Annotated in this window: 20 protein-coding genes; 9 read left to right on the forward strand and 11 right to left on the reverse strand. The window is 41.0% G+C overall.

What is annotated here, in order from left to right; all coding sequences use genetic code 11:
* Positions 1-91: 91 nt before the first annotated feature.
* Complete coding sequence (locus G0Q07_RS09895) at positions 92-994, reverse strand: DMT family transporter (protein WP_163345948.1); 903 nt, start codon at positions 992-994, stop codon at positions 92-94.
* Between the two features lie 158 nt (positions 995-1,152).
* Here G0Q07_RS09895 and G0Q07_RS09900 point away from each other — a divergent pair, with 158 nt between their 5' ends.
* Genes G0Q07_RS09900 through G0Q07_RS09910 form a run of 3 tightly spaced genes read left to right on the forward strand, consistent with a single transcriptional unit; the run spans position 1,153 to position 2,424 of the window.
* Entirely contained in the window at positions 1,153-1,380 is a 228-nt protein-coding gene (locus G0Q07_RS09900) for a DUF6132 family protein (RefSeq protein ID WP_163345949.1), read from the forward strand.
* Positions 1,370-1,669: a thioredoxin gene (trxA, locus tag G0Q07_RS09905; RefSeq protein WP_163345950.1), complete on the forward strand. Its 300-nt coding sequence runs from the start codon at positions 1,370-1,372 to the stop codon at positions 1,667-1,669. Before G0Q07_RS09900 ends, trxA begins: the two co-directional genes overlap by 11 nt.
* An 8-nt stretch (positions 1,670-1,677) precedes the next feature.
* On the forward strand, positions 1,678-2,424 hold the full coding sequence (locus G0Q07_RS09910) for a class I SAM-dependent methyltransferase (RefSeq protein WP_163345951.1): 747 nt from the start codon (positions 1,678-1,680) through the stop codon (positions 2,422-2,424).
* Positions 2,425-2,490: 66 nt separating this feature from the next.
* Here G0Q07_RS09910 and G0Q07_RS09915 read toward each other — a convergent pair whose 3' ends face one another.
* The 10 genes from G0Q07_RS09915 to nrfH form a co-directional block, all read right to left on the reverse strand.
* Positions 2,491-4,641: an ATP-grasp domain-containing protein gene (locus G0Q07_RS09915; protein WP_163345952.1), complete on the reverse strand. Its 2,151-nt coding sequence runs from the start codon at positions 4,639-4,641 to the stop codon at positions 2,491-2,493.
* On the reverse strand, positions 4,642-5,217 hold the full coding sequence (locus tag G0Q07_RS09920) for a glutamine amidotransferase-related protein (RefSeq protein WP_163345953.1): 576 nt from the start codon (positions 5,215-5,217) through the stop codon (positions 4,642-4,644).
* A gap of 526 nt (positions 5,218-5,743) precedes the next feature.
* A complete protein-coding gene (locus G0Q07_RS09925) occupies positions 5,744-7,318 on the reverse strand; it encodes a hypothetical protein (protein WP_163345954.1) in 1,575 nt (524 codons plus the stop codon).
* Between the two features lie 366 nt (positions 7,319-7,684).
* Positions 7,685-7,963: a hypothetical protein gene (locus G0Q07_RS20260; protein WP_203532495.1), complete on the reverse strand. Its 279-nt coding sequence runs from the start codon at positions 7,961-7,963 to the stop codon at positions 7,685-7,687.
* A complete protein-coding gene (locus G0Q07_RS09930; RefSeq protein ID WP_203532496.1) occupies positions 7,942-8,475 on the reverse strand; it encodes a class I SAM-dependent methyltransferase in 534 nt (177 codons plus the stop codon). Before G0Q07_RS09930 ends, G0Q07_RS20260 begins: the two co-directional genes overlap by 22 nt.
* 68 nt (positions 8,476-8,543) lie before the next feature.
* Positions 8,544-9,335, reverse strand: coding sequence for a PepSY domain-containing protein (locus G0Q07_RS09935; protein WP_163345955.1), 792 nt, complete (start codon positions 9,333-9,335; stop codon positions 8,544-8,546).
* Positions 9,332-10,171, reverse strand: a complete 840-nt coding sequence (locus G0Q07_RS09940; RefSeq protein ID WP_163345956.1) for a PepSY-associated TM helix domain-containing protein — start codon at positions 10,169-10,171, stop codon at positions 9,332-9,334. Before G0Q07_RS09940 ends, G0Q07_RS09935 begins: the two co-directional genes overlap by 4 nt.
* A 159-nt stretch (positions 10,172-10,330) precedes the next feature.
* Positions 10,331-11,545: an alginate export family protein gene (locus G0Q07_RS09945; RefSeq protein ID WP_163345957.1), complete on the reverse strand. Its 1,215-nt coding sequence runs from the start codon at positions 11,543-11,545 to the stop codon at positions 10,331-10,333.
* A 105-nt stretch (positions 11,546-11,650) separates the two neighbouring features.
* On the reverse strand, positions 11,651-13,165 hold the full coding sequence (nrfA, locus tag G0Q07_RS09950) for an ammonia-forming cytochrome c nitrite reductase (protein ID WP_163345958.1): 1,515 nt from the start codon (positions 13,163-13,165) through the stop codon (positions 11,651-11,653).
* Positions 13,166-13,176: 11 nt separating this feature from the next.
* Positions 13,177-13,752 (reverse strand): cytochrome c nitrite reductase small subunit, encoded by a 576-nt coding sequence (nrfH, locus tag G0Q07_RS09955; RefSeq protein WP_246222867.1) that lies wholly within the window; start codon positions 13,750-13,752, stop codon positions 13,177-13,179.
* A 277-nt stretch (positions 13,753-14,029) separates the two neighbouring features.
* On the opposite strand from nrfH, the gene G0Q07_RS09960 reads away from it, so the two are divergent.
* The 6 genes from G0Q07_RS09960 (at position 14,030) to G0Q07_RS09985 (ending at position 19,888) form a co-directional block, all read left to right on the forward strand.
* On the forward strand, positions 14,030-15,649 hold the full coding sequence (locus G0Q07_RS09960) for a thiamine pyrophosphate-dependent enzyme (protein ID WP_163345960.1): 1,620 nt from the start codon (positions 14,030-14,032) through the stop codon (positions 15,647-15,649).
* A gap of 6 nt (positions 15,650-15,655) precedes the next feature.
* Positions 15,656-16,237: an indolepyruvate oxidoreductase subunit beta gene (locus G0Q07_RS09965; RefSeq protein ID WP_163345961.1), complete on the forward strand. Its 582-nt coding sequence runs from the start codon at positions 15,656-15,658 to the stop codon at positions 16,235-16,237.
* A gap of 280 nt (positions 16,238-16,517) precedes the next feature.
* Positions 16,518-17,777, forward strand: a complete 1,260-nt coding sequence (locus tag G0Q07_RS09970) for a hypothetical protein (RefSeq protein WP_163345962.1) — start codon at positions 16,518-16,520, stop codon at positions 17,775-17,777.
* Positions 17,778-17,780: 3 nt separating this feature from the next.
* Entirely contained in the window at positions 17,781-19,100 is a 1,320-nt protein-coding gene (locus G0Q07_RS09975; RefSeq protein ID WP_163345963.1) for a phenylacetate--CoA ligase family protein, read from the forward strand.
* Between the two features lie 141 nt (positions 19,101-19,241).
* The gene (locus G0Q07_RS09980; RefSeq protein ID WP_163345964.1) at positions 19,242-19,679 is read left to right on the forward strand and encodes an amino acid-binding protein; all 438 of its coding nucleotides are present in this window, start codon (positions 19,242-19,244) and stop codon (positions 19,677-19,679) included.
* Positions 19,680-19,708: 29 nt separating this feature from the next.
* Positions 19,709-19,888, forward strand: coding sequence for a symporter small accessory protein (locus tag G0Q07_RS09985; protein ID WP_163345965.1), 180 nt, complete (start codon positions 19,709-19,711; stop codon positions 19,886-19,888).
* Position 19,889 lies beyond the last annotated feature (1 nt).

Consider the following 19,889-nt stretch of genomic DNA (forward strand, 5'->3'; position numbering starts at 1 on the left):
AGATTGTTGTATTGATCCAATTTGACAATCTTATATCAATCTCCATCAATCTTTTTGCTCGTGGCTGGTGGCTCGTAGTTCGCAGCTTTCCTCACAACACCGTTCCCAAAGTAATCAGCAAAATCCCTGTAAGAATCCCAACCAGGTACAGGCCTTTCTTTTTCAGGTTTTGTTCTTTAAACAGCACCCCGCCAATTACAAAAGCAACCAGAACACTTCCGCGGCGAAGTGCCGAAATTATTGAAATAAGTGCATCTTCGTTACTTAGCGCATAAAAGTACAGGTAGTCGGCAATAACCAAAAACAGCCCGATAAGCGGAATCGTCCAGCGCCACTGAAAATGAATGTTTTTGCGTTTCCTGATCTTTTCATTCAGCAAAACAAAAGGCAGTAAAATCACTACCTGGTAAACCGAAAACCAGGCTTGCACGGCTACGCGGTCGATACGTTGTAGAATAAACTTGTCGTATAATCCGCTACAGGCGCCAAGCAGCGTGCCTGCAACAATAAAATAGATCCATTTATTACGTTTAAAATTGATGCCCTCCAGTTTACCGGCCGTTGAGAACAGATAGAAAAACAACAAGGTAATTACGATTCCTATCCACTGATAAACATTCAAACGTTCGTGAAAAATAATTAATGCACCAATTAATGTCCACAGTGGCCCGGTAGCGCGGATTGGCGCAACAATGGTAATGGGCAGGTGTTTCAAAGCAAAAAAGGCAAGCACCCAACTCGATACAACAATGGCCGATTTCAGCAACACCTGAAGATGCTCGAAAGCGGTAAGTGTTGGAACGTACAACTCGGTGTTGGCAAGCAGACCGGGCGACTTAAACGATATAATAATAAAAGGGGTAAATAACAAAGTGCTGGCAACGGTAGAAAAAAACAATACGGGCATAACAGCGTTGTTGTTAAGCGATTGCTTTTTAAAAATGTCGTAAATGCCCAGAAATAAGGCCGATGCCAATCCAAATAGTGCCCACATAATGTTTTATAAAGCTGTCAAAAGTAGCCGTTTTCATTGAGCCCAACATTTCCTAAAAGTTATGATTTCGGTGAAATCTATTTGCAATCACTTTTTTCAATGTTTATTTAAAAACTAAAATTGCTTGTCGTTGTTTCAAAGTTGTAAGAGAGATAAAAATGAAGTTTATAAAACAAAAGCAGTTGTCCCTTATTTTATTAGTTGTTGGTGCCGTTGGAGGCTTCCTGTACTGGAAATATGTGGGATGTTTAAGTGGTACCTGCCCGATAAAGTCAGTGTGGTACTGGAGTACTTTATGGGGAGCTGCAATTGGTTACCTGTTGGGCGATGCCATAAATGATTTTATTGTAAAGCGCAAAAATAAAGCAGAACAGAATGATAGCTAAATTTAAAAATATTATAAACTGTAAGCGTCCGGTTTTGGTCGACTTTTATGCCGATTGGTGTGGTCCGTGCAAACAAATGCCGCCTATTTTAAAACAGGTGAAATCGGAACTGACAGAAAATATAAAGATCATAAAAGTGGATGTCGACCGTAACCCGAATATTGCCTCAAAATACAAGATAAGAAGCATTCCAACACTGATGTTGTTTAAAGATGGCGAACTAAAATGGAGCGGTATGGGTGTGCGACCAGCCAGCGAGGTAAAAAGTATTGTTGAACAATATTTGTAAATTTGCCTATGGCCGATACTCAAAATACTTTCTATACCTCCATTTCTAATTATTATTCCGAGATATTTCCGTTTAATCCCATGCAGTTGAAGTTTGTGAAAAACAAGCTCGGTGATCTGTACGAAAAACATATTCTTGATATTGGCTGTGCTACCGGTGAGCTGGCGGCACAACTGGCCGCGGGTGGGGCAGATGTTACCGGTATCGATTTGAATGAAGATTTGCTGCAACAGGCGATCAACAACAAAAAACACGACAAACTCACTTTTCAGCAGGGGAATATGCTGGAACTGAAACAGGACTTTAACCCACAACAATTTGATGCCGTTTTGTGCTTTGGAAATACGTTGGTGCATCTCAATTCCGAAGCACTTGTTTTGCAGATGCTGGCAGATGCTAAAACCGTTTTAAAACCCGGCGGCCAATTGCTGATCCAGTTGCTGAACTACGACTACATTTGTAGCGAACCTATTGAGGTATTGCCTGTAATCGATACGCAAAATATTAAGTTTACCCGTCGTTATCATTTCTCCGACAATTCTGATCTTATTGGTTTTCAAACCGATCTGGAGATAAAAGCTAAAAACCGCATCATATCGAACGAAACCCCTTTGCTGGCAATAAAAAGTGCCGAATTAAAAAAGCTGCTCGAAGAAGCCGGTTTCCGAAACATTCAGTTGTATGCTAATTTTAAACAGGAAACATTTGGTGGCAAACATTTGCCCTTGGTGGTGAGTTGCGAGAAAGAGATTTAAACTTGTGCTTAGTGATACCCTCACTTCTCGTGAGGGTGTCACTGGTTTTCAAATGTTGGCGATTCTTTATTTATTTTTCAGCAATAATAACGCAAACAGTAAAGCTCGCTCAATTAAACTATGTCTTACTATTCTTTCATTCTCCGAGGGTAAATATTCTCCAACAGGACCAAGTCCGTCAATTATTGGCATGTCTTTTTTGATATGACAGATGTCTGCCGAACTCCACCGGTGTTCTTCAGTAATTCGAACATCTATTTGTTTTGCGATATCAACAATTGATTTATAGTAGTCTTTTGATTTCTCAGAAACCAACATTGCCGGACGCTTTAAACCTCCCTCAATTTTCATTTGGTAAATTTTACTCCTCTTTTGAGTAAGCATTATCTTCTTGATTTTCTGTTCTATTTTATCCAATACTTCCGGTGAATTATACCGAACACTTATTCCCGCCGAACCATAGGCATGCACTTTAAAAATATTACTCTTAAATTCAATGTTAAAAGGAGCAATTATGTTATTGCTGTCGTTTTGTGAAATGTCGGTAATTGATGCCAATGTCTTATTAAAATTCATTGCAGTACCTGACACATTTTCCGGGGTAGTTTTATTAATCAATTTGGTTTCCAGGCGATACAAGGCTGAACCGGAACGCGATAGAATTAGCCCTCCTTCTTTTGACGCGCCACTTAATGAAACGACCGTTTTTGCTATTTCTGTTTTTTGTTGAATGATGGGTTTCGAATACCTTCCGTCAATTGAGGAGTCTGTAATTAACAATATGCCAATGTTTAACTTTCTAAGGTTTCTTGAAAATTTCAAGGCCTGCAATGCTGCTATCAATACGGCAATACCACCTTTGTTTTCCCATATTCCGGTACCTTCAAGATGTTGTTCCTGCTCATTATAATTTTCATGCTTAGCTAGTTTAATTCGATTATCCAAAGGTTGGATGACAAGAAAGTCGATCTCCTCATTGAATGAATTCGATAAATACAAGATATTACCAACTTCAAGCTGAGGGAATACTTCTTGTGTAAACCCAAGTTGACTTAATTCAGTACTAATTAAACCCGAGCAGTAGTTTACTCCTTCAACATTTCTTACATGAGTATCTGTGTCTACCAGATTCTTCAACAGTTTCTCCGTACGTTGTTGCCTGGTTTTTACAAACGTACGCATCCGGGATGTTTGACTTGTTTTTGGTGTGGATTTTTTATTGTCGGTTTGAGGAATTGTATTGGTAAAATAACGCACCGATGCCACATCCAGCATTTTGTTTACTAAAGATTCAAAATCGTACCCCGCAACTTTTGCTGCCGTTGGATATGAACCTGATTGGCCAAGACTTGCCATTGAATTAATTTCCAATAAGTAGATATTGTCGTCTTCATCCAGGCGTATGTCAACACGTGCAAAATCTCGCAGGTTTAGTGCATTAAATGCTTCAATACTGATTTTTTGCATCTTCTTAGTCAGTTCTGCTGAAATATGTGCCGGACAGACTTTCTTTTTGGGTTTTTTCTGCTTGTCATCAACGGTTTGTATGGCATCGGGGTCGCCTTCCAAATCAATCTCAAGTACCGGAAATGGCTCTACTGGTGAGTTGCCAATTAATCCAACACAAAACTCCCTGCCACGAATAAACTGTTCAACCAATGCTTGTTGGCCGAATTCAGTTACAATAAAATGAACCGCTTCCTTTAAATCATCTACGTCGTAAACTACCTTTAAACCAAAAGAAACACTTTCCATTTTTGGTTTTACAATAACCGGAAACTTCACCGACGACATATCCTCATCGTAGCTATTAAAAACCCAAAAATCAGGTGTTGGTAAATCGTTATTTTTCCAGATAATTTTTGTTAGAACTTTATCTAATGCCAGGGCATGCCCCGATGGTGATGAGCCAACATAGGGGAGGCCTAACATTTCAAGCATACTGGGAATATGCGTATATCGGCTTTCTCCCTGTATGCCATAGGCCATATTAAAAATCATACCCATTTGTTCGCCCTCGTTTACGCTGGGCATAAAATTCTCAAGTCGGTCAATTATTTGCTTGTTACCATCTAAAACAGCAACATTATGTCCTGCTTTTTCAAGGCTTTCAGTCACTTTTTTAACTGTTTTTTCATTGTAGAACTCTTTGTTCTGCATACCAAAGGTGTTGATTACACCACTGATGTCTTTATTGTATATTAATGCTACTTTCATTTAGATAATCTTACAAATTTTTAAAAAATTCTTTACCATTAACATTCCGTCTTCACCTGATACTTCGGGGTGCGACTGAAAACCATATATGGGTTTGGTTTTGTGTTTTATAATTTCATTCGAACAGGTATCAGAAATACCAATACTCTCGAATGATTCAGGCAATTCCGATACATGGAATGCATGTCTTTTCACTAAGGATACTTCTGTTTTTTCCAAGCCTTCAAATATCGGATCTTCCGGTTTTGTAATGCTTATTATTTCTTTCTTTCCATGATATTCCGAAAGTTTTTTAATTCTACCCCTGTAACTAACTGCAATAATTTCATGCCCTAAACAAAAGCCAATAACCGGTACGTTAAAGTTCATTAATGCCACATAATTTGATGTGAGATTTAAGGGTTCATATGGATTACCTTTTCCGCCGGATAAAATTATACCCTTAATTTTTGTTTTGGCAGATAAAGTAACCGGTTGATTATGGTCGAAAAAAACATAGTCAAAATCTTGCTCTGAAAGAAATTGTCGTTTGAATTTCTTTATAAAAGCACTCTGATTATCAATAATTAATAACATCTTATATTCTTACGTTTATCTTCGCAATATAGTTCTTTTTTATTCTGATGTACGAAAAAGCAGTCAGCGCTTAACGGATTATCGATCATCTTTTTTTAGAATTGTTTTGTTGGAGTCTTCACTGAGTGGTTTCACACTTTCTTCATCGTGTGTTACCTGGCGAAAAGGTCTGGTAAGGGCAAAAAAATCAATTGTTTTAAACGAAAAGGAGCTTATTTTTCAATTCTTTTTATGTTAGATTTTCCTTCTTCAATTTTAAGCATATTGTTGAGAGAATAGTTGTATTCTTTAAAGTGGGCAAGCCTATAGTTCCTGTTTTTATCCCTAAAAACAAGGCTATGTTCTTCATCTTTCGGGGTAGAGTTTTAACCAACCCCTCTGCCAAAGCTAAACATCTTATGGCATCGTAAATGCGAACATAGTGAAGCAATCTTCTTATTCAAAATTGTTTTTACCGGACACCAATGATTAAAAATGAAGAAATGTCGGCATTTGTTTTTGTACCTACAAACCTTTTCTTGTTCGGTTATTTATCATCAAAACCATGATATAAATAAATAGCGCCATAAGTCCAATTGGAGCCTTGCATTCCCGGGTAATTAAATCTGTCCATCATTAATGCAACGTATTGAAAAGGGTAGCCATTTGGTAACTGAACAATATTTGGCCATACCCGCGAGCCTGATTTATCGTCCCATGGCGGTAGGTCCATCATTAAACTGCCTGCTTCTTTAAGATCCGGATAAGTATATATAAAGATCTTACGTTCTGAACTTCCTGAAAAGCAATATAATTTATTTCCAATTTTTTGAATGGATGTCCCGGTTGAATTATGATCGACCGGCCCGGCTATTTTTTCGTAGCCTTTATTCCAATGTTCTGATTCCAAAACAATGGCTTTATAACCGTTGTTATTTTCGCATGTAAGCATCCTCCATTTTTGTGCTTCTGAATCATACAAAATATGTGGGTCTTCAATGTCTCCAACCATTCCAAAAGGAACGGCATTCATTACCGAGAAACCAAAGCGAGGATCTGTTTCACTCTCGATGGCAAGCAGTTGTTTTTTTTCTTTATCCGAATAAGCATAGGCACTAAAACCGGTAGTTAAACCCCGCCAAATTTTATCTTTTCGGTCGTAGAACAAATGTGTGGCGATTTCATTTCTTAGTATACCATCCTGGCGATCAAATACTATTATGCCTTCGAACTTTATATCAAAGACAGTAGGATTCATGCTAAATACACCCTGGATGTGATGAGGTAAAGCGCGTCCACGAATCGACATGGTGTACCATAACCTTCCTTTATCGAGCATTGGATCTCCGTTTTCATAGGTAATAGCACGGATATCGGCCAGGCCAACCCCCGTAGTAAGCGCCATTTCAGCCTTTTTAATTTGAACCCGCCCACCATTGAGTTGTACAAAGAGGTTGGATTGAAAAGCCTGTATATACTGCTTTTTACGTAAATCGACATAGGTATTAAAGTTCCTTTGCCCAATTACTTTGGGGAGTCCCGTGTTCTGCATGTACAATACAAGTCCGCTTCCAAGTAGTTGAAGAATTATTTTGCTTTCAATCTTTTTATGCTCGGCAAGGTTTACGGCAATCGATTGGTCAACTACAACCTTAAAATCTTTTAGCACTTTTAATTTTACTCCGGTGAGTAATGAATCATTAAATTCTACCTTAATAAAGAATTGTTCTTTCTTGCTGGCGTCTGAAAACTCAATTCCAATTTCGCCTTCTCCAGATGTGGAAGCCAGTTCGATCGTGTAGGTGGCAAAAGGATTAAAACCTCCGAACCATATTCCTGTTTGGGTTTCTTTATCAGACTTAATAAGCAGTTTGTCTTCATGAATACTAACATCAGCATGTTCTGTAGAATAATTACTTACAGGATGCATCGCAGATAATCCAACAATATTTGCAGGCTCTAGTTTTGCTAACGGAATGGATTGATCTTCATCAAATATCATTCGTTGCACACCTTGTCTTATAAAGTTTATCTTATCAGGTGAAGGCTGACTTAAAGCAGCATGGTTTACCGCAGTTGCAAGAAGAAGTATGGAAAGAAAGACGTAGTTCATGATTTTCATGGGCAATGTTTTTTTACTTCATAAGAGTGTGTTATTATGGTTGCTGACGTATGTGTATTACTCTTATTTCGCTTATAGCTATAATTGATATAATATCTTTTAATTCAATGATTATCAATTAAATATTCGTTTGTAATTATTTATAAGTGTTTGTAAATGTTACCAACGGATAATAAATTTTTTCCGGGCGGCTCTGCCCCGCTGAATCTTCTTCCTGTGTCGCCGGGTGAAAAGGAAAGATAAAAGTAAAAATAAATACTATGTAAAACAAAGCAGGTGAATAAAATTGGATAAATACTTTTAGGAGAAAAGGGCTGACGATTGACCTCTGGCTAGTGATACCCTCACTCGGTCCGAGTGAGGGTATCACTGGTTCTTGACGGCTTTAACCGAATACACCAAAGGAAACTTATTTTCCAGCCCTTTAATTTTGTATTTCCCTTCTTGAACCTCAACTAAATTTTCGAGGCAATCGTAGGGTGAATAGTTATATTCTTTAAAGTCGGTAAGTGTGAGTCCGGCTTTTATCAACGAGTTGATAACGGTGCTGAGTCCGTGGTTCCAGCAAACCGACTTCCCCTTTATCGGCGCATCACTATCGGTATAGGTGCCTTCCAGTTCTTCTACAATCGCTTCCGATTCCATATAGTCAAACTCCACCCGTTTAAAATCGTAGCTAAACATCCAAACAATGGGATGAAACTCCACGAACACCAGTTGCCCCCGGGTTTTAAAAAGTGCTCAATCATTGTTGCCCACTTTTTCATGTCGGGCAACCAGCCAATTACGCCGTACGACGTATATACGATATCAAACTTTTCATTCAGCACTTCCGACAATTTGTAAACATCGCTTTGAATAAACCGTGCGTCGGTACCAAGCTGTTCGTTTAGTTGCCGCGCCTTTTCAATAGCTTTTTCCGAAAAATCAACTCCTGTTGCCTGGGCGCCGTGTCGAGCCAGCGAAATAGTGTCTTGTCCAAAATGACATTGCAGGTGAAGGATCTTTTTTCCCTCGATATTTCCCAACAATTCAAGTTCAATGGGATTTAATGAATCTTTGCCTTTTATGAAGGCGTTAACATCGTAAAAATCCGATTTATAATGAATGTCCGTTTTATTGTCCCAAAGTTTTTTATTGATGTTGATGTAATCCATGTTATTGCGATTGTGTGTTGTTAATAGCCCTGCGAAGAAGCTTTTCAATTAATCGCTAAGATAGAATATTATTTTATCCGCTTTTCTCTCTTTTTACGAAATACCATCCACCAAAGAAAGAATCCGCTGATGATTACCAGCATAAGACAGATGCCGGCCAGCGGTACAAACAGAATATAAAAGCTACCTACGAGGTGCTCGAAAATACGCCCCGTGTGTATTTCCAGTGCTACATTCCATAACGACATCGGCGCGGCTTTTCGTATTTCATCGGGCATGGCGCTAAACGTACTTTTTTCGTTTTGCGCATTTAGTTCGATAGCACCACCGCTGTAATCGAACCACCAGCTACGCTTGTTACTTTGTACAAATCCGGCAACGGTGTTTGCGCCAATTGGGTTTACCATTCCTTGCGGGGCGCGGTATGGCTGGCCGCTAAAAAAGTCGGCTGCCATTCCTGTTTGCGGATTCCACACATACATCCCGCTAAACGATCCCACCATAAGAAAATCTGCTCCAAGTGGCTCAAGCACATTACAGCCCATAACACTAACCGGTGGTTGCGATGGGGCAAGAGTAAGTTTTTTACTCAGACTTTCTTCTGCAAAATAAAACCCATCGGTAGTGGAAAAGATATAACGCTGGTTGGCCGCATCCCAGTGTATACGCCTCAGTTTGTCGAACCACGGATTTGGGCTGTCGAGATGCGTGCCCGGAATAATACCAACCTGTTTGCTCGCAATGGCAATTAACAATGGTGGCCGCAGGTGCATCCCCGAAAATGTATTGATCAGCAGAAATAGGGCAAAAACATAGCCCACCACATTGTGCCAGTGCAGGTTTTGCTTTTTTGTTTTCACCAGCTTGTTGATAGAAGCATTCTTAACCTTATCTCCGGAAGATTTGTTACTCCGGTTACCCCCTTGAGGGGGAAGGGGTGATCTTTTCCCGTCTGCTCCTGAATTCTTTTCTTCCTGCGTTTAATAATTTTCGGAAAGAAAAAATGCAGCAACCCGGTTATCGAGAGCAGAATGGTTACCAGTCCCAGCAAATCGACAAACAGTTTTCCGGCCAGTCCGAATAACTCTCCGCTGTGTAATTCCCAAAAGGTATTGAATAAACCGGTTTTACGTTCGTAATTTACCGGCTCGGGTAATTGTATTTTTTTGAAGTTTTGCCCGTCGGTACTTTCCAGCAAATAATTACGTGTGAGCACCAACAGTTTATTGTCTTTGATTTCCAGGTCGGCAATACGTTTTTTTTCTACCGGAATTTCCAGTTTTTGCCAGCTGTCATTTACGTCACTTCGTTTGTATAATCCCATATGCGTTCCGGCAAAAAGTATGTCCTTATACTGAACGATGGAATAGATTTTTCGGTTGTCGATTCCTTTCGGAAATCCCTGGTTATAATCATCAAATGTTTTAAGCTCATCATCCGATTTCCAAACACCGATATTCCCAAACATTAAAACAGTATCATCCAGATGGATAGAACCGCGAACTGCTGCCAGGTTCCAGTTTTTGTAGTGATAGTTTTTGGGCAGCAGATTGCTCGAAACATCTACACCGGAAAACAACTGCCGGTGGTTCATCACAATTCCCGATGCAGCAAAGAGTAGGGCAATAAAGGCAATAACAATTGCCGGCCATTTATGTAGTTTTTTGAATGTTTTTATCAGTCTTTTACGGGCCATTTTGTTGTTTTTGTTCCGCAAATATGTTTAACATTTGTAAATCATATTGTAACAATTGGTACAAAATGGGAAACATAATTGATGTTGCACCACTTCTCCAACTCCCGCGGATTTATGGTGCAAACGAGGGGTAGGTTAGAAATTCGTGGATAGTTAATTTTATTTTATAAACGAAGGCGTAACCGAAAGCATTACATAACCCCAGTAATGAGTAGCCGAACTGTCGCCAACTTTTAAAATCTCCATCGAATCGCCTGCAAACATTGATGAGAATCCAAACGAAATATTTGCCATAGGATTTACCGCCCACGACAAGGAAAGATCCAGTTCGGTTCCAAGATATTTGTCAGCATCGGCAGCAATATCTGCAGCTGCCGCAAAATAATGCAAGTGCGCATTAAACCCAATTTTATCTTTGCTGTATTTGTATTTCAAATACAAGTCGTTAAGACCAACCGATCCCATGTGGTTACCCACAAAAAAATAGTCCATAAAACCATTGAATTTGTGGTTGGTTCCGTAAAATGGAGTAAAGGATTTATAATCCGATTCGCCGAAATCAGTTCCTGAAAGGTGCTCGAAACCCAGCGTAAAAGCATCCATCGAAGCTTCGGCCAGAAAGTTTAATGCAGAAATGTCGCGGCCGGAAATATGTTCACCGGTTTGATAATACAGGTTTGAAGCCACTTTTACCCCTCCAATATTACCGGAAACACGGCCTCCAATTGTCTGGCTGAATTTTGTTTTTTGCTCACCATTTTCCAAAGTTGGTATGCCGTTGTTTAGCAAAAGCAAACTTAATGAAGCCTTCTCCCACGAGTTGTTAAACCACACAAACTGCATATCTTTATAGGCATCCGGTCCGTCGTAATCGCTGTTGGTTAAGTCGCCGTTCTCGTGATGTGCAATACCAAAATGCAGTTTAATGTCTTCTTCATATTTAAACAATGCCACATCGTGCGAGCGTGCCTGATGTGCCCAGCCCACATTTCCTAAAATACGCGAGTCGTCGTATACCAATTCCTGTCTTCCGGCTTTCAGTGAAAACTCCGGAGAGAAAAGTACCTCTGCCCAGGCCTGGTGAACGGATACTGCATAATCTTCGTTGCTAACCAGCTGTGGCTGATTTCCCCAACGGCGTACATCCTGAAGCACCAGGCCGGTTTTTATAAATTCGTTTGAGAAACCGGCATTTAAGCGGGTGCGTTGTGCCGTTATTGTTGAAGCATCCTGATCTTCAAAAGCCAAATTTTTATAACCGTGGCTCATTTCTGTTCGTGGTCTGAATTCCCCCGATAACGTGAATTGTGCTTTTGAAAATTGGGCAATAAAAACACCCAATACGATCAATCCGATGTATTTAAATCTTTTCATCTTAGTAAGCTTGTGTTGTTTTTGAACTATTTTTTGTGGAAGTGAGAATTCACCGGATGACACTATTTAACGAATTTAGCGTCATCCGGAGAATACTGCAGGCCATTAGTCCTGCAAAGATGTAGTCATATCGTACCCTTTTTCGCGCTTTTCTGCCTCTTTATCCCATTCGGGAACAACAGTTTTTAAAAATTCTTGTTTTTCCGACTTTAGTTTGTCCATATCCAGACCAATAAATTCCTGAGCTTTTGCTTTGGTCGAGATATCGGGGTAGGGCACTTCCTCGTTAAACCCAAGTTCGGCTAACAAACGGGCCAGTTTTATGCGGGTTTCCTGTGCAATGGTAATTGCTGTGCTGATTACTCTTCCCGTTTCAAGAGGCGAGTGGAACGAACCACCATGGCTGGCAGCTGCATAATCCCAGCGCCATTGCGAGTGGCGAATACCTTGCAAAATAGCTGTCATCTGTTCGTCGTTAGCTCCCAGATCCCATGCTTTTTTAGCTTCAACATGAGCTCTAACGATCAGCTCTTCCAGCTTGTCGCGGTTTTCAATAATTTTATCCTGACGTTCGTATACGTTGGCCATTAAAGTGCCTGCTTCTTCGCGGTGGCAAACCTGGCACGAGTTGGCAATATTATTCAGTGGCGACTGCATTTTATGATCGGTAAATTTTTGACCACCCTCACTTTTGTAAGGCATGTGGCAGTCGGCACATGAAACACCGCGTTGTGCATGAATTCCGGTCATATAAATTTCGTATCCCGGGTGTTGTGCTTTCAACATTGGAGCTTTACTCAATGCATGTGTCCAGTCCGAGAACTCCATGTTGTCATAATATTCTTCCATGGCCTCGGCAGAAAAACCATTATCCCACGGAAAGGTGAGGTAGTTGGCTCCGGGCGCTGTTTCTTTATTGAAATAATATTCCACATGACACTGCGCGCACACCAAACTGCGCATCTCCTGATGGCTTGCTTTGGTAATGTCTTTTCCCATTCTTTCAAAGGCTTCTATCAGTGCCGGGCGCGAGATTCTTAAATTCATCGTCTCTGCATCGTGACAATCAGCACATCCAATCGGATTCACCACTTCTGCTCCCAACTCGGCCCATTTTCCGGTATAAAATTGTTTCACCCCAATTTCGTTCATTAGGCGCGGAACATCGGGGCTTTTACACGTCATACATGTCGATGGCATCGGCCCATCTTTTGGTCCTTCGGGAGCGCCGGTTCGTAAGGTGTTGCGTAGGTCGGTAACGGCATAATAGTGTCCGCGGCCCTGGTTGTAATCTTTTGAAAAACCATATCCGGCCCACAGAACAACCATACGTGGATCAACTTCCAGCATATCAATCATGGCATTGCCATTATATTTTGTTCTGAAAGATGTATCGGCAGTTCCGTAATACGATTGATATTCGCGCGGGTAATTTTCGCCCCACACTTCGTTTCGTGGATCAAACTGGTCGATATCGGTTTTTGGAACATTCACATAAGCTGCTTCGGTTCGTCGTTCCAGAATTGATGAAGCTAGCAGTCCGAGGAGAAATACCACAACTATAGTTGCAAGAAAAATTCCCCAGTTGAGTAAAGGATGGCGTTTTGATTTTGTAGTCATAAGAATTATTTTTAGTTGTTTTTTATATACGATTCTAACCAGTCGGGAACAGGACTTTCAGGTAGCGGCACCCGAGCATTGGGTACGCTCGACAAACTGTTTACCCGGCCATGTGGTATCTCTCGATGACACTCCCAGCAAGGGCGGTCCTGCATATGTGCAGTATGGTTGTGAACCGATGAGGCAAGTTTAGGATCGGTAATTTGTTGCTTATGACAACGTATACAGTTATTATGCACTACTTTTTGTCCCGCTTCGTGAATAAAAATTACCTGAGGTTCTTTGCGCAAAGTAAATATGGTAGCATGGCGTAAGCCGTCTTTTGCCTTAAAATAGTATTTATTAAATACATTATTATGCGGTACGTGGCAGTCGTTACAATGAGCCACCTCGCGATGCGAACTGTGGTTCCAGGTGGCATATTGCGGAGCCATTATGTGGCAGTTGGTGCATGTTGCAGGATTGTCTGAAAGATAGGAATGTGCTTTTGAAATATAAAAGATAAAAATGATGAGACCAACAAAAATACTTGTTATTATTAATACTGGTAATCTCCATTTCGCAGGTGGTAAAAGTCTCCTTAGCATAGCCATAAATTCGGTTTATTCTGAGAGCAAATATCAAATAAGTGTGTACCAAATTTTGTAACAGTTGTTACAAAATCACACAATTATTATTTTGTTAGATACTATTTTGTAATGATTTTAAATAAGACAAGTGCAATGTGTTTTAGCATAAATCGTTAGTTGAGTTTGGACGGGCTTCTGTTTTGTAAATTGTCTGGCAATTTTGCAAAACATGACAATTCTGGTTGTATACAACCCTCAAATTCATACTTTTGTTGGCTTCGAAAATTAAACCAAGATGCAAAAGAATCTATTTTTAGGAGTTGAAGCTATTGGGCAGGGAGCCATCGATGGTGGAATCTCAGGGGTTTATGCCTATCCCGGAACTCCTTCAACAGAAATAACTGAATTTATTCAGGAGAGTGAACAGGCAGTAGAAAAAGGTATTCGCAGTAAATGGTCGGCCAACGAAAAAACAGCTTACGAAGCCGCTTTGGGTATGTCGTATGCCGGAAAACGTTGCATGGTTTGTATGAAACATGTGGGGTTAAATGTGGCCGCCGATGCGTTTATTAACTCGGCAATTACCGGAATAAACGGAGGCATGGTTCTTACCGTTGCCGATGATCCTTCGATGCACTCGTCGCAAAACGAGCAGGACTCGCGTTTCTATGGTAAATTTGCCATGATACCGATTCTGGAACCCAGCAATCAGCAGGAAGCTTACGACATGGTGCGTGAAGGATTTGAGCTTTCCGAAAAGCTGGAAGTTCCGGTGATGGTGCGTATTACAACCCGTTTGGCACATTCGCGTGCTGGAGTTATTCGCAGCGAAGTTCTGGCTGAAAACGATATGGTTTTACCATCGGATCCAAGTCAGTTTGTGTTGTTGCCGGCGATTGCCCGACGAAGATACAAAGGACTGCTTGAAAAACAGGAGCTGTTTGAGAAGACAGCCAAAAAATCGAAATATAACACATACACCAAAGGCGAAGACAAAAGTTTTGGAATTATTGCCTGTGGAATCGCATACAATTACCTCAAAGAAAATTATCCGAAAGACGATTGTCCATATACAATATTGAAATTGTCGCAATACCCGGTTCCGCAAAAGTTTTTGGATAAAATGGCCAAACATTGCGAAGAGGTACTGGTATTGGAAGAAGGATATCCGGTGGTGGAAGAGCACATTAAAGCAGTGTTTAAAAAGGATATTCAGGTTTCGGGACGCTTAAGTGGGGCTTTGCCACGCGATGGTGAATTGAATGCCGACCTTGTTGGAAAAGCACTGGGAAAAGAAACACAATTGGGTGCCGATGTTCCGGAACTGGTAGTAAATCGCCCGCCGGCATTGTGCCAGGGATGCGGTCATCAGGACATGTACAAATCGTTAAATGAAGCGCTGGATAAATACACCAAAGGGCGCGTTTTCTCTGATATTGGCTGTTACACGCTGGGTGCTTTGCCACCATACAAAAGTATTTACTCGTGTGTTGACATGGGGGCTTCGGTTACCATGGCAAAAGGCGCTGCCGATGCAGGTTTGATTCCTGCCGTGGCTGTTATCGGCGACTCTACTTTTACGCACTCCGGAATAACTGGTTTGTTGGATGCCGTTAACGATGAGGCAAATATCATAGTTGTTATTTCCGATAACGAATCGGTATCGATGACTGGTGGTCAGGAGTCATCAGCACTCGGAAAGATCGAAAGCATTTGTACCGGAGTTGGTGTTGATCCAAATCATATTCGCGTATTAACACCGCTGAAAAAATACCACGATCTGATGGTGGAAACTTTCGAAGAAGAAATTGCTTACGAAGGTGTTTCGGTAATTGTTTTTCGTCGCGAATGTATTCAGGCAGCGGCAAAACGATTGCGCAAGGAAAAGAAAATGAAAGATAACCCCACTAAATAAGTAGAAATGAAGACAGATATTATATTAGCCGGAGTTGGCGGACAGGGAATTCTTTCCATCGCATCGATAATTGGCGATGCAGCCATTAACGAAAATTTGTTTTTAAAACAGGCTGAAACACATGGGATGAGCCAGCGTGGCGGCGCGGTGCAGTCGCACCTGCGTATTTCCGACAGTGAAATTGCTGCCGATCTTATTCCAATGGGGAAAGCCGATTTGATACTTTCGGTGGAACCGATGGAGGCTTTGCGTTACCTGCCTTTTCTATCGCCCGAAGGTTATGTGGTAACAAACACCACCCCTTTTGTTAATATCCCGAATTACCCGGATGTTGATGCTGTTTTGGCAGAAATAAAAAAACAACCGCGTTTTGTGGCTATCGATGCAGATAAAATTGCGGCAGAAATTGGCAACAAACGTGCATCGAATGTGGTGATGTTGGGGGCTGCTACTCCTTTTCTGAATATTGAACCGGAAAAAATAGAAGCCGGAATTGCACATATTTTCAGTAGAAAAGGCGAGGCTGTGGTCGAAATGAATCGGAAAGCTTTTAAAGCCGGACTTGATTTTGCAATGGCAAACAAATAAAAAAATCATAACCATCACAATAAGAAACCCGTTCCGGACAAGTGTTCGAGAACGGGTTTTTTTATGTATAGTTTGAAATCAAAATAAATAAGCTTGATTTAGCTTCAAATTGCAAGCATAGCGTTGGGCAGGCCTCTAAAATTGCTAATTTTGAACCTCGTGTTTGAGACAGCAACATATTATTTCTTATTAGATTACTTCTGTTCTAACCCGAAGAACTGATTCTGGAACTTCGGGTAATCAATCTATTCAATCAACAAAAACAACTAATCATCTCATAATGAAAAAACTTATAGTTATAGTTTGTAGCATGTTCCTGTTTTATTCAGGATTATTTGCCCAGGAAAAACAATTTAAAGCCGAGGTCTACGGATTTATTCGTAGCGAATTCTACCATGATTCTTACAAAGGTATCAATGCTGCAATGGACAATTTTTATCTGTTCCCGGCTTATGCTGGATTAGATCCTGCGGGAAAAGAAATCAATAAAAACGGAATGACCAATTACACGGCTATGGCCACACGTTTTGGTTTTAATATCAGCGGTCCTGAACTGTTCGGGGCAAAATCATCGGCCAATTTTGAAACCGACTTTGCAGGAATTGTAAGCGAATATCCGGAAGTATTACGGTTGCGAAAAGCATTCGTAAAACTCGATTGGGAAAACGTATCGCTTTTGGTGGGGCAAACCTGGCACCCATTGTGGAACGGAATGGGCGGTAATTTTCCTCAGGTTGGTAACCTGAATACAGGAGCACCTTTTAATCCGTTTAACCGTTCGCCACAAATTGACTTTGATTACCGAACAGGCAATGTTACATTTTCGTTTACAGCACTTTACGAGCAACAATATGTTTCGCGTGGATTTTACGCAGCACCAAACAGCAACAGCAAAAACCTGGCAAAACGTAATGCCGGAATTCCTGAGTTGGTAATTGGGATTAACCACAGTAAAGGTGCGGTAACTGCCGGAATTGCCGGACAGTTTAATGCTATTCAACCAATGTCGATTACCGATATGGGCTATGTTACAGAAGAATTAAACACCAGTTTGGTGGGAATGGCTTACCTGGCTTATAAAAAGGATAAATTGTATCTACTTGCCAAAGGATTGTACGGGCAGAATATGGCAAATATGCTAATGTTGGGTGGATACGGAGCCAAAAGCTACAACACAACCACCGGAGAAATGACCTATACCAATTACAACAATTACAGTGCTTTATTTAATCTGGTTTATGGTACGAAAGTACAGTTGGGATTGTTTGCCGGAGTTGCCGGAAACCTGGGTACGGTTGATCCGTTATATGATTTTGGTGGAAGCGCCAAAATCGCTGGTTTGGCAACGTCGTTAAAAAATATGTCGCGAGCCTCAACCTATATGGCTTATAATATTAAAAACTTAAAGTTTGTTGCCGAATATGAAATGACAACGGCAGATTGGGGAGCTGGAAATTTTGATTTCTCGGATGGACTTTATGACGATACAAATAGTGCAACCAATCACCGCTTTCTGTTAATGGTGATGTATAATTTTTAGAGGATGACGTTAGAATTTTGGCAGGAGGAGTTTGAGACCCTGGAGAAGAAAGATTTGCAACAGCTTCAGCTTGAGCGACTGAATAAAACAATTGAGAGTGCTTGCCGCTCGTTGTTTTACGGTGAATTGTACAGCAAAAAGAAAATAAAACCGGGTGTTATAAAGGACATTTCGCAGATTACGGAATTACCTTTTACCACAAAACAGGATCTTCGCGATAATTTTCCGTATGGCTTTTTAAGCTTACCGAAAAAAGACATTATCAGGTTGCACAGTTCAAGTGGAACTACCGGAAATCCAACTGTAATTTTTCATAACCGCCACGATCTGGATTCGTGGGCAAACCTAATGGCACGCTCACTGTTTTGTGCAGGAGTTCGCGATACCGATGTTTTTCAGAATATCTGTGGCTACGGCTTGTTTACCGGCGGATTGGGTTTTCAGTATGGTATTGAAACGCTGGGCGCTTTAAGTATTCCTGCCGGAGCAGGAAACAGCTTGCGCCAGATTAAACTGATGCGCGATTACGGAACAACAGCGGCACATGCTATTCCTAGTTACCTGGGGCGTTTGTACGAAGTTTTTGAGGCTGAAGGTCTGGATCCGAAAAAGGATACACAACTAAAAACACTGGTTATTGGAGCTGAGCCACACACCGATGCACAACGCAAACGTATTGAAGAAATGTATGGAGTACGAGCTTTTAATTCGTTTGGACTTTCTGAAATGAATGGCCCGGGCGTGGCATTTGAGTGCACGCACCAAAACGGTCTGCACATTTGGGAAGATTCGTATTTGGTGGAAATTATCGATCCTGAAACACTTCAGCCCGTTCCGGACGGCGAATATGGGGAACTGGTAATGACAACGCTCGATCGTGAAGCCATGCCCTTAATTCGCTACCGAACCCGCGATATTACTCGAATTATTCCGGGAGAATGTGAATGTGGACGCACACATCGCCGCATCGACAGGATTACCGGCCGATCGGACGATATGTTCATTATAAAAGGTTGTAATGTATTCCCGATGCAAATTGAGGGTGTATTGATGAAAATTCCTGAGGTGGGATCGGATTATATGATCAACCTGGAAACGATGAACGGCGCCGATGAAATGGTGGTAGAAGTGGAAGTGAAATCTGATTGGTTTAGGGGAGATATAAAACGCCTGGATAGCCTGAGCAAAACCATTACCCGCCAGATTCGCGACGAAGTGCTGGCAAAACCGATAGTGAAGCTGGTGGAAGCCGGGTCCATTCCAAAATCGGAAGGAAAGGCTATTCGCGTTACCGATAACCGTAAAAACGGACTTTTGAATTAGTTGACAGTCACAGTTAACAGTCAACAGTATTGAGATAAAAATTAAATCAAACCAATAAAAAATGGAAGAGCAGAAAAGAATGGAAAAAGGAGCTGCCGTTTAAATACAGGTAGTTTGCTTCTGTCTTCCAGCTTTAAAACTATGGCTTACGAAGTATCAATATTTCTCGAAAATAAGATCGGTCATTTCGAACGGATTACAAGTGTGTTGAAAGAAGCTCAAATCAATATCCGGTCGATGGCAATAAACGATACCGCAAACGGCTGGGGAATTCTCAACCTGATTGTCAACGACCCTAAAAAGGCAAAAAAGGCACTTTCTGAAAAAGGAGTGTCAGTGGCGCTGCGCAAAGTAATAGCACTTGAAATGCGAGATGAAGCGGGTGGCCTCGATGATTTGCTGATGGAAGTGGCCAGGGCCGAAGTAAATTTCGACAATGCTGTTGGCCGCGTGATCACTGAAACACAAAAAGCTATTCTGATATTGAATGTTGATGATTATGCCGAATCAATAAAAAAACTGAAAAAACAAGGCGTGCAAATCATCGACGACCAAACCGTTTACGGAACCAGTCAATAAAAAAACTCAACCAAAAAACTAAAAAACTTATGCTTGGAATCAACGATCCCGGGATAATTCTCGGCTACCTTTTATCAGTGGTAGGTTTAATTGCCTGTGTGGTTTACGGGGCATTAAACTGGAATAAAGGAATGGAAACCAGTACCGACGAAATTCAGCGCGACCTGGATTGGGAAGAAAAAGACGAACATTTAAAAGACGAAATTTAAA

It is taken from the genome of Draconibacterium halophilum, from assembly GCF_010448835.1.
Lineage (GTDB): Bacteria > Bacteroidota > Bacteroidia > Bacteroidales > Prolixibacteraceae > Draconibacterium > Draconibacterium halophilum.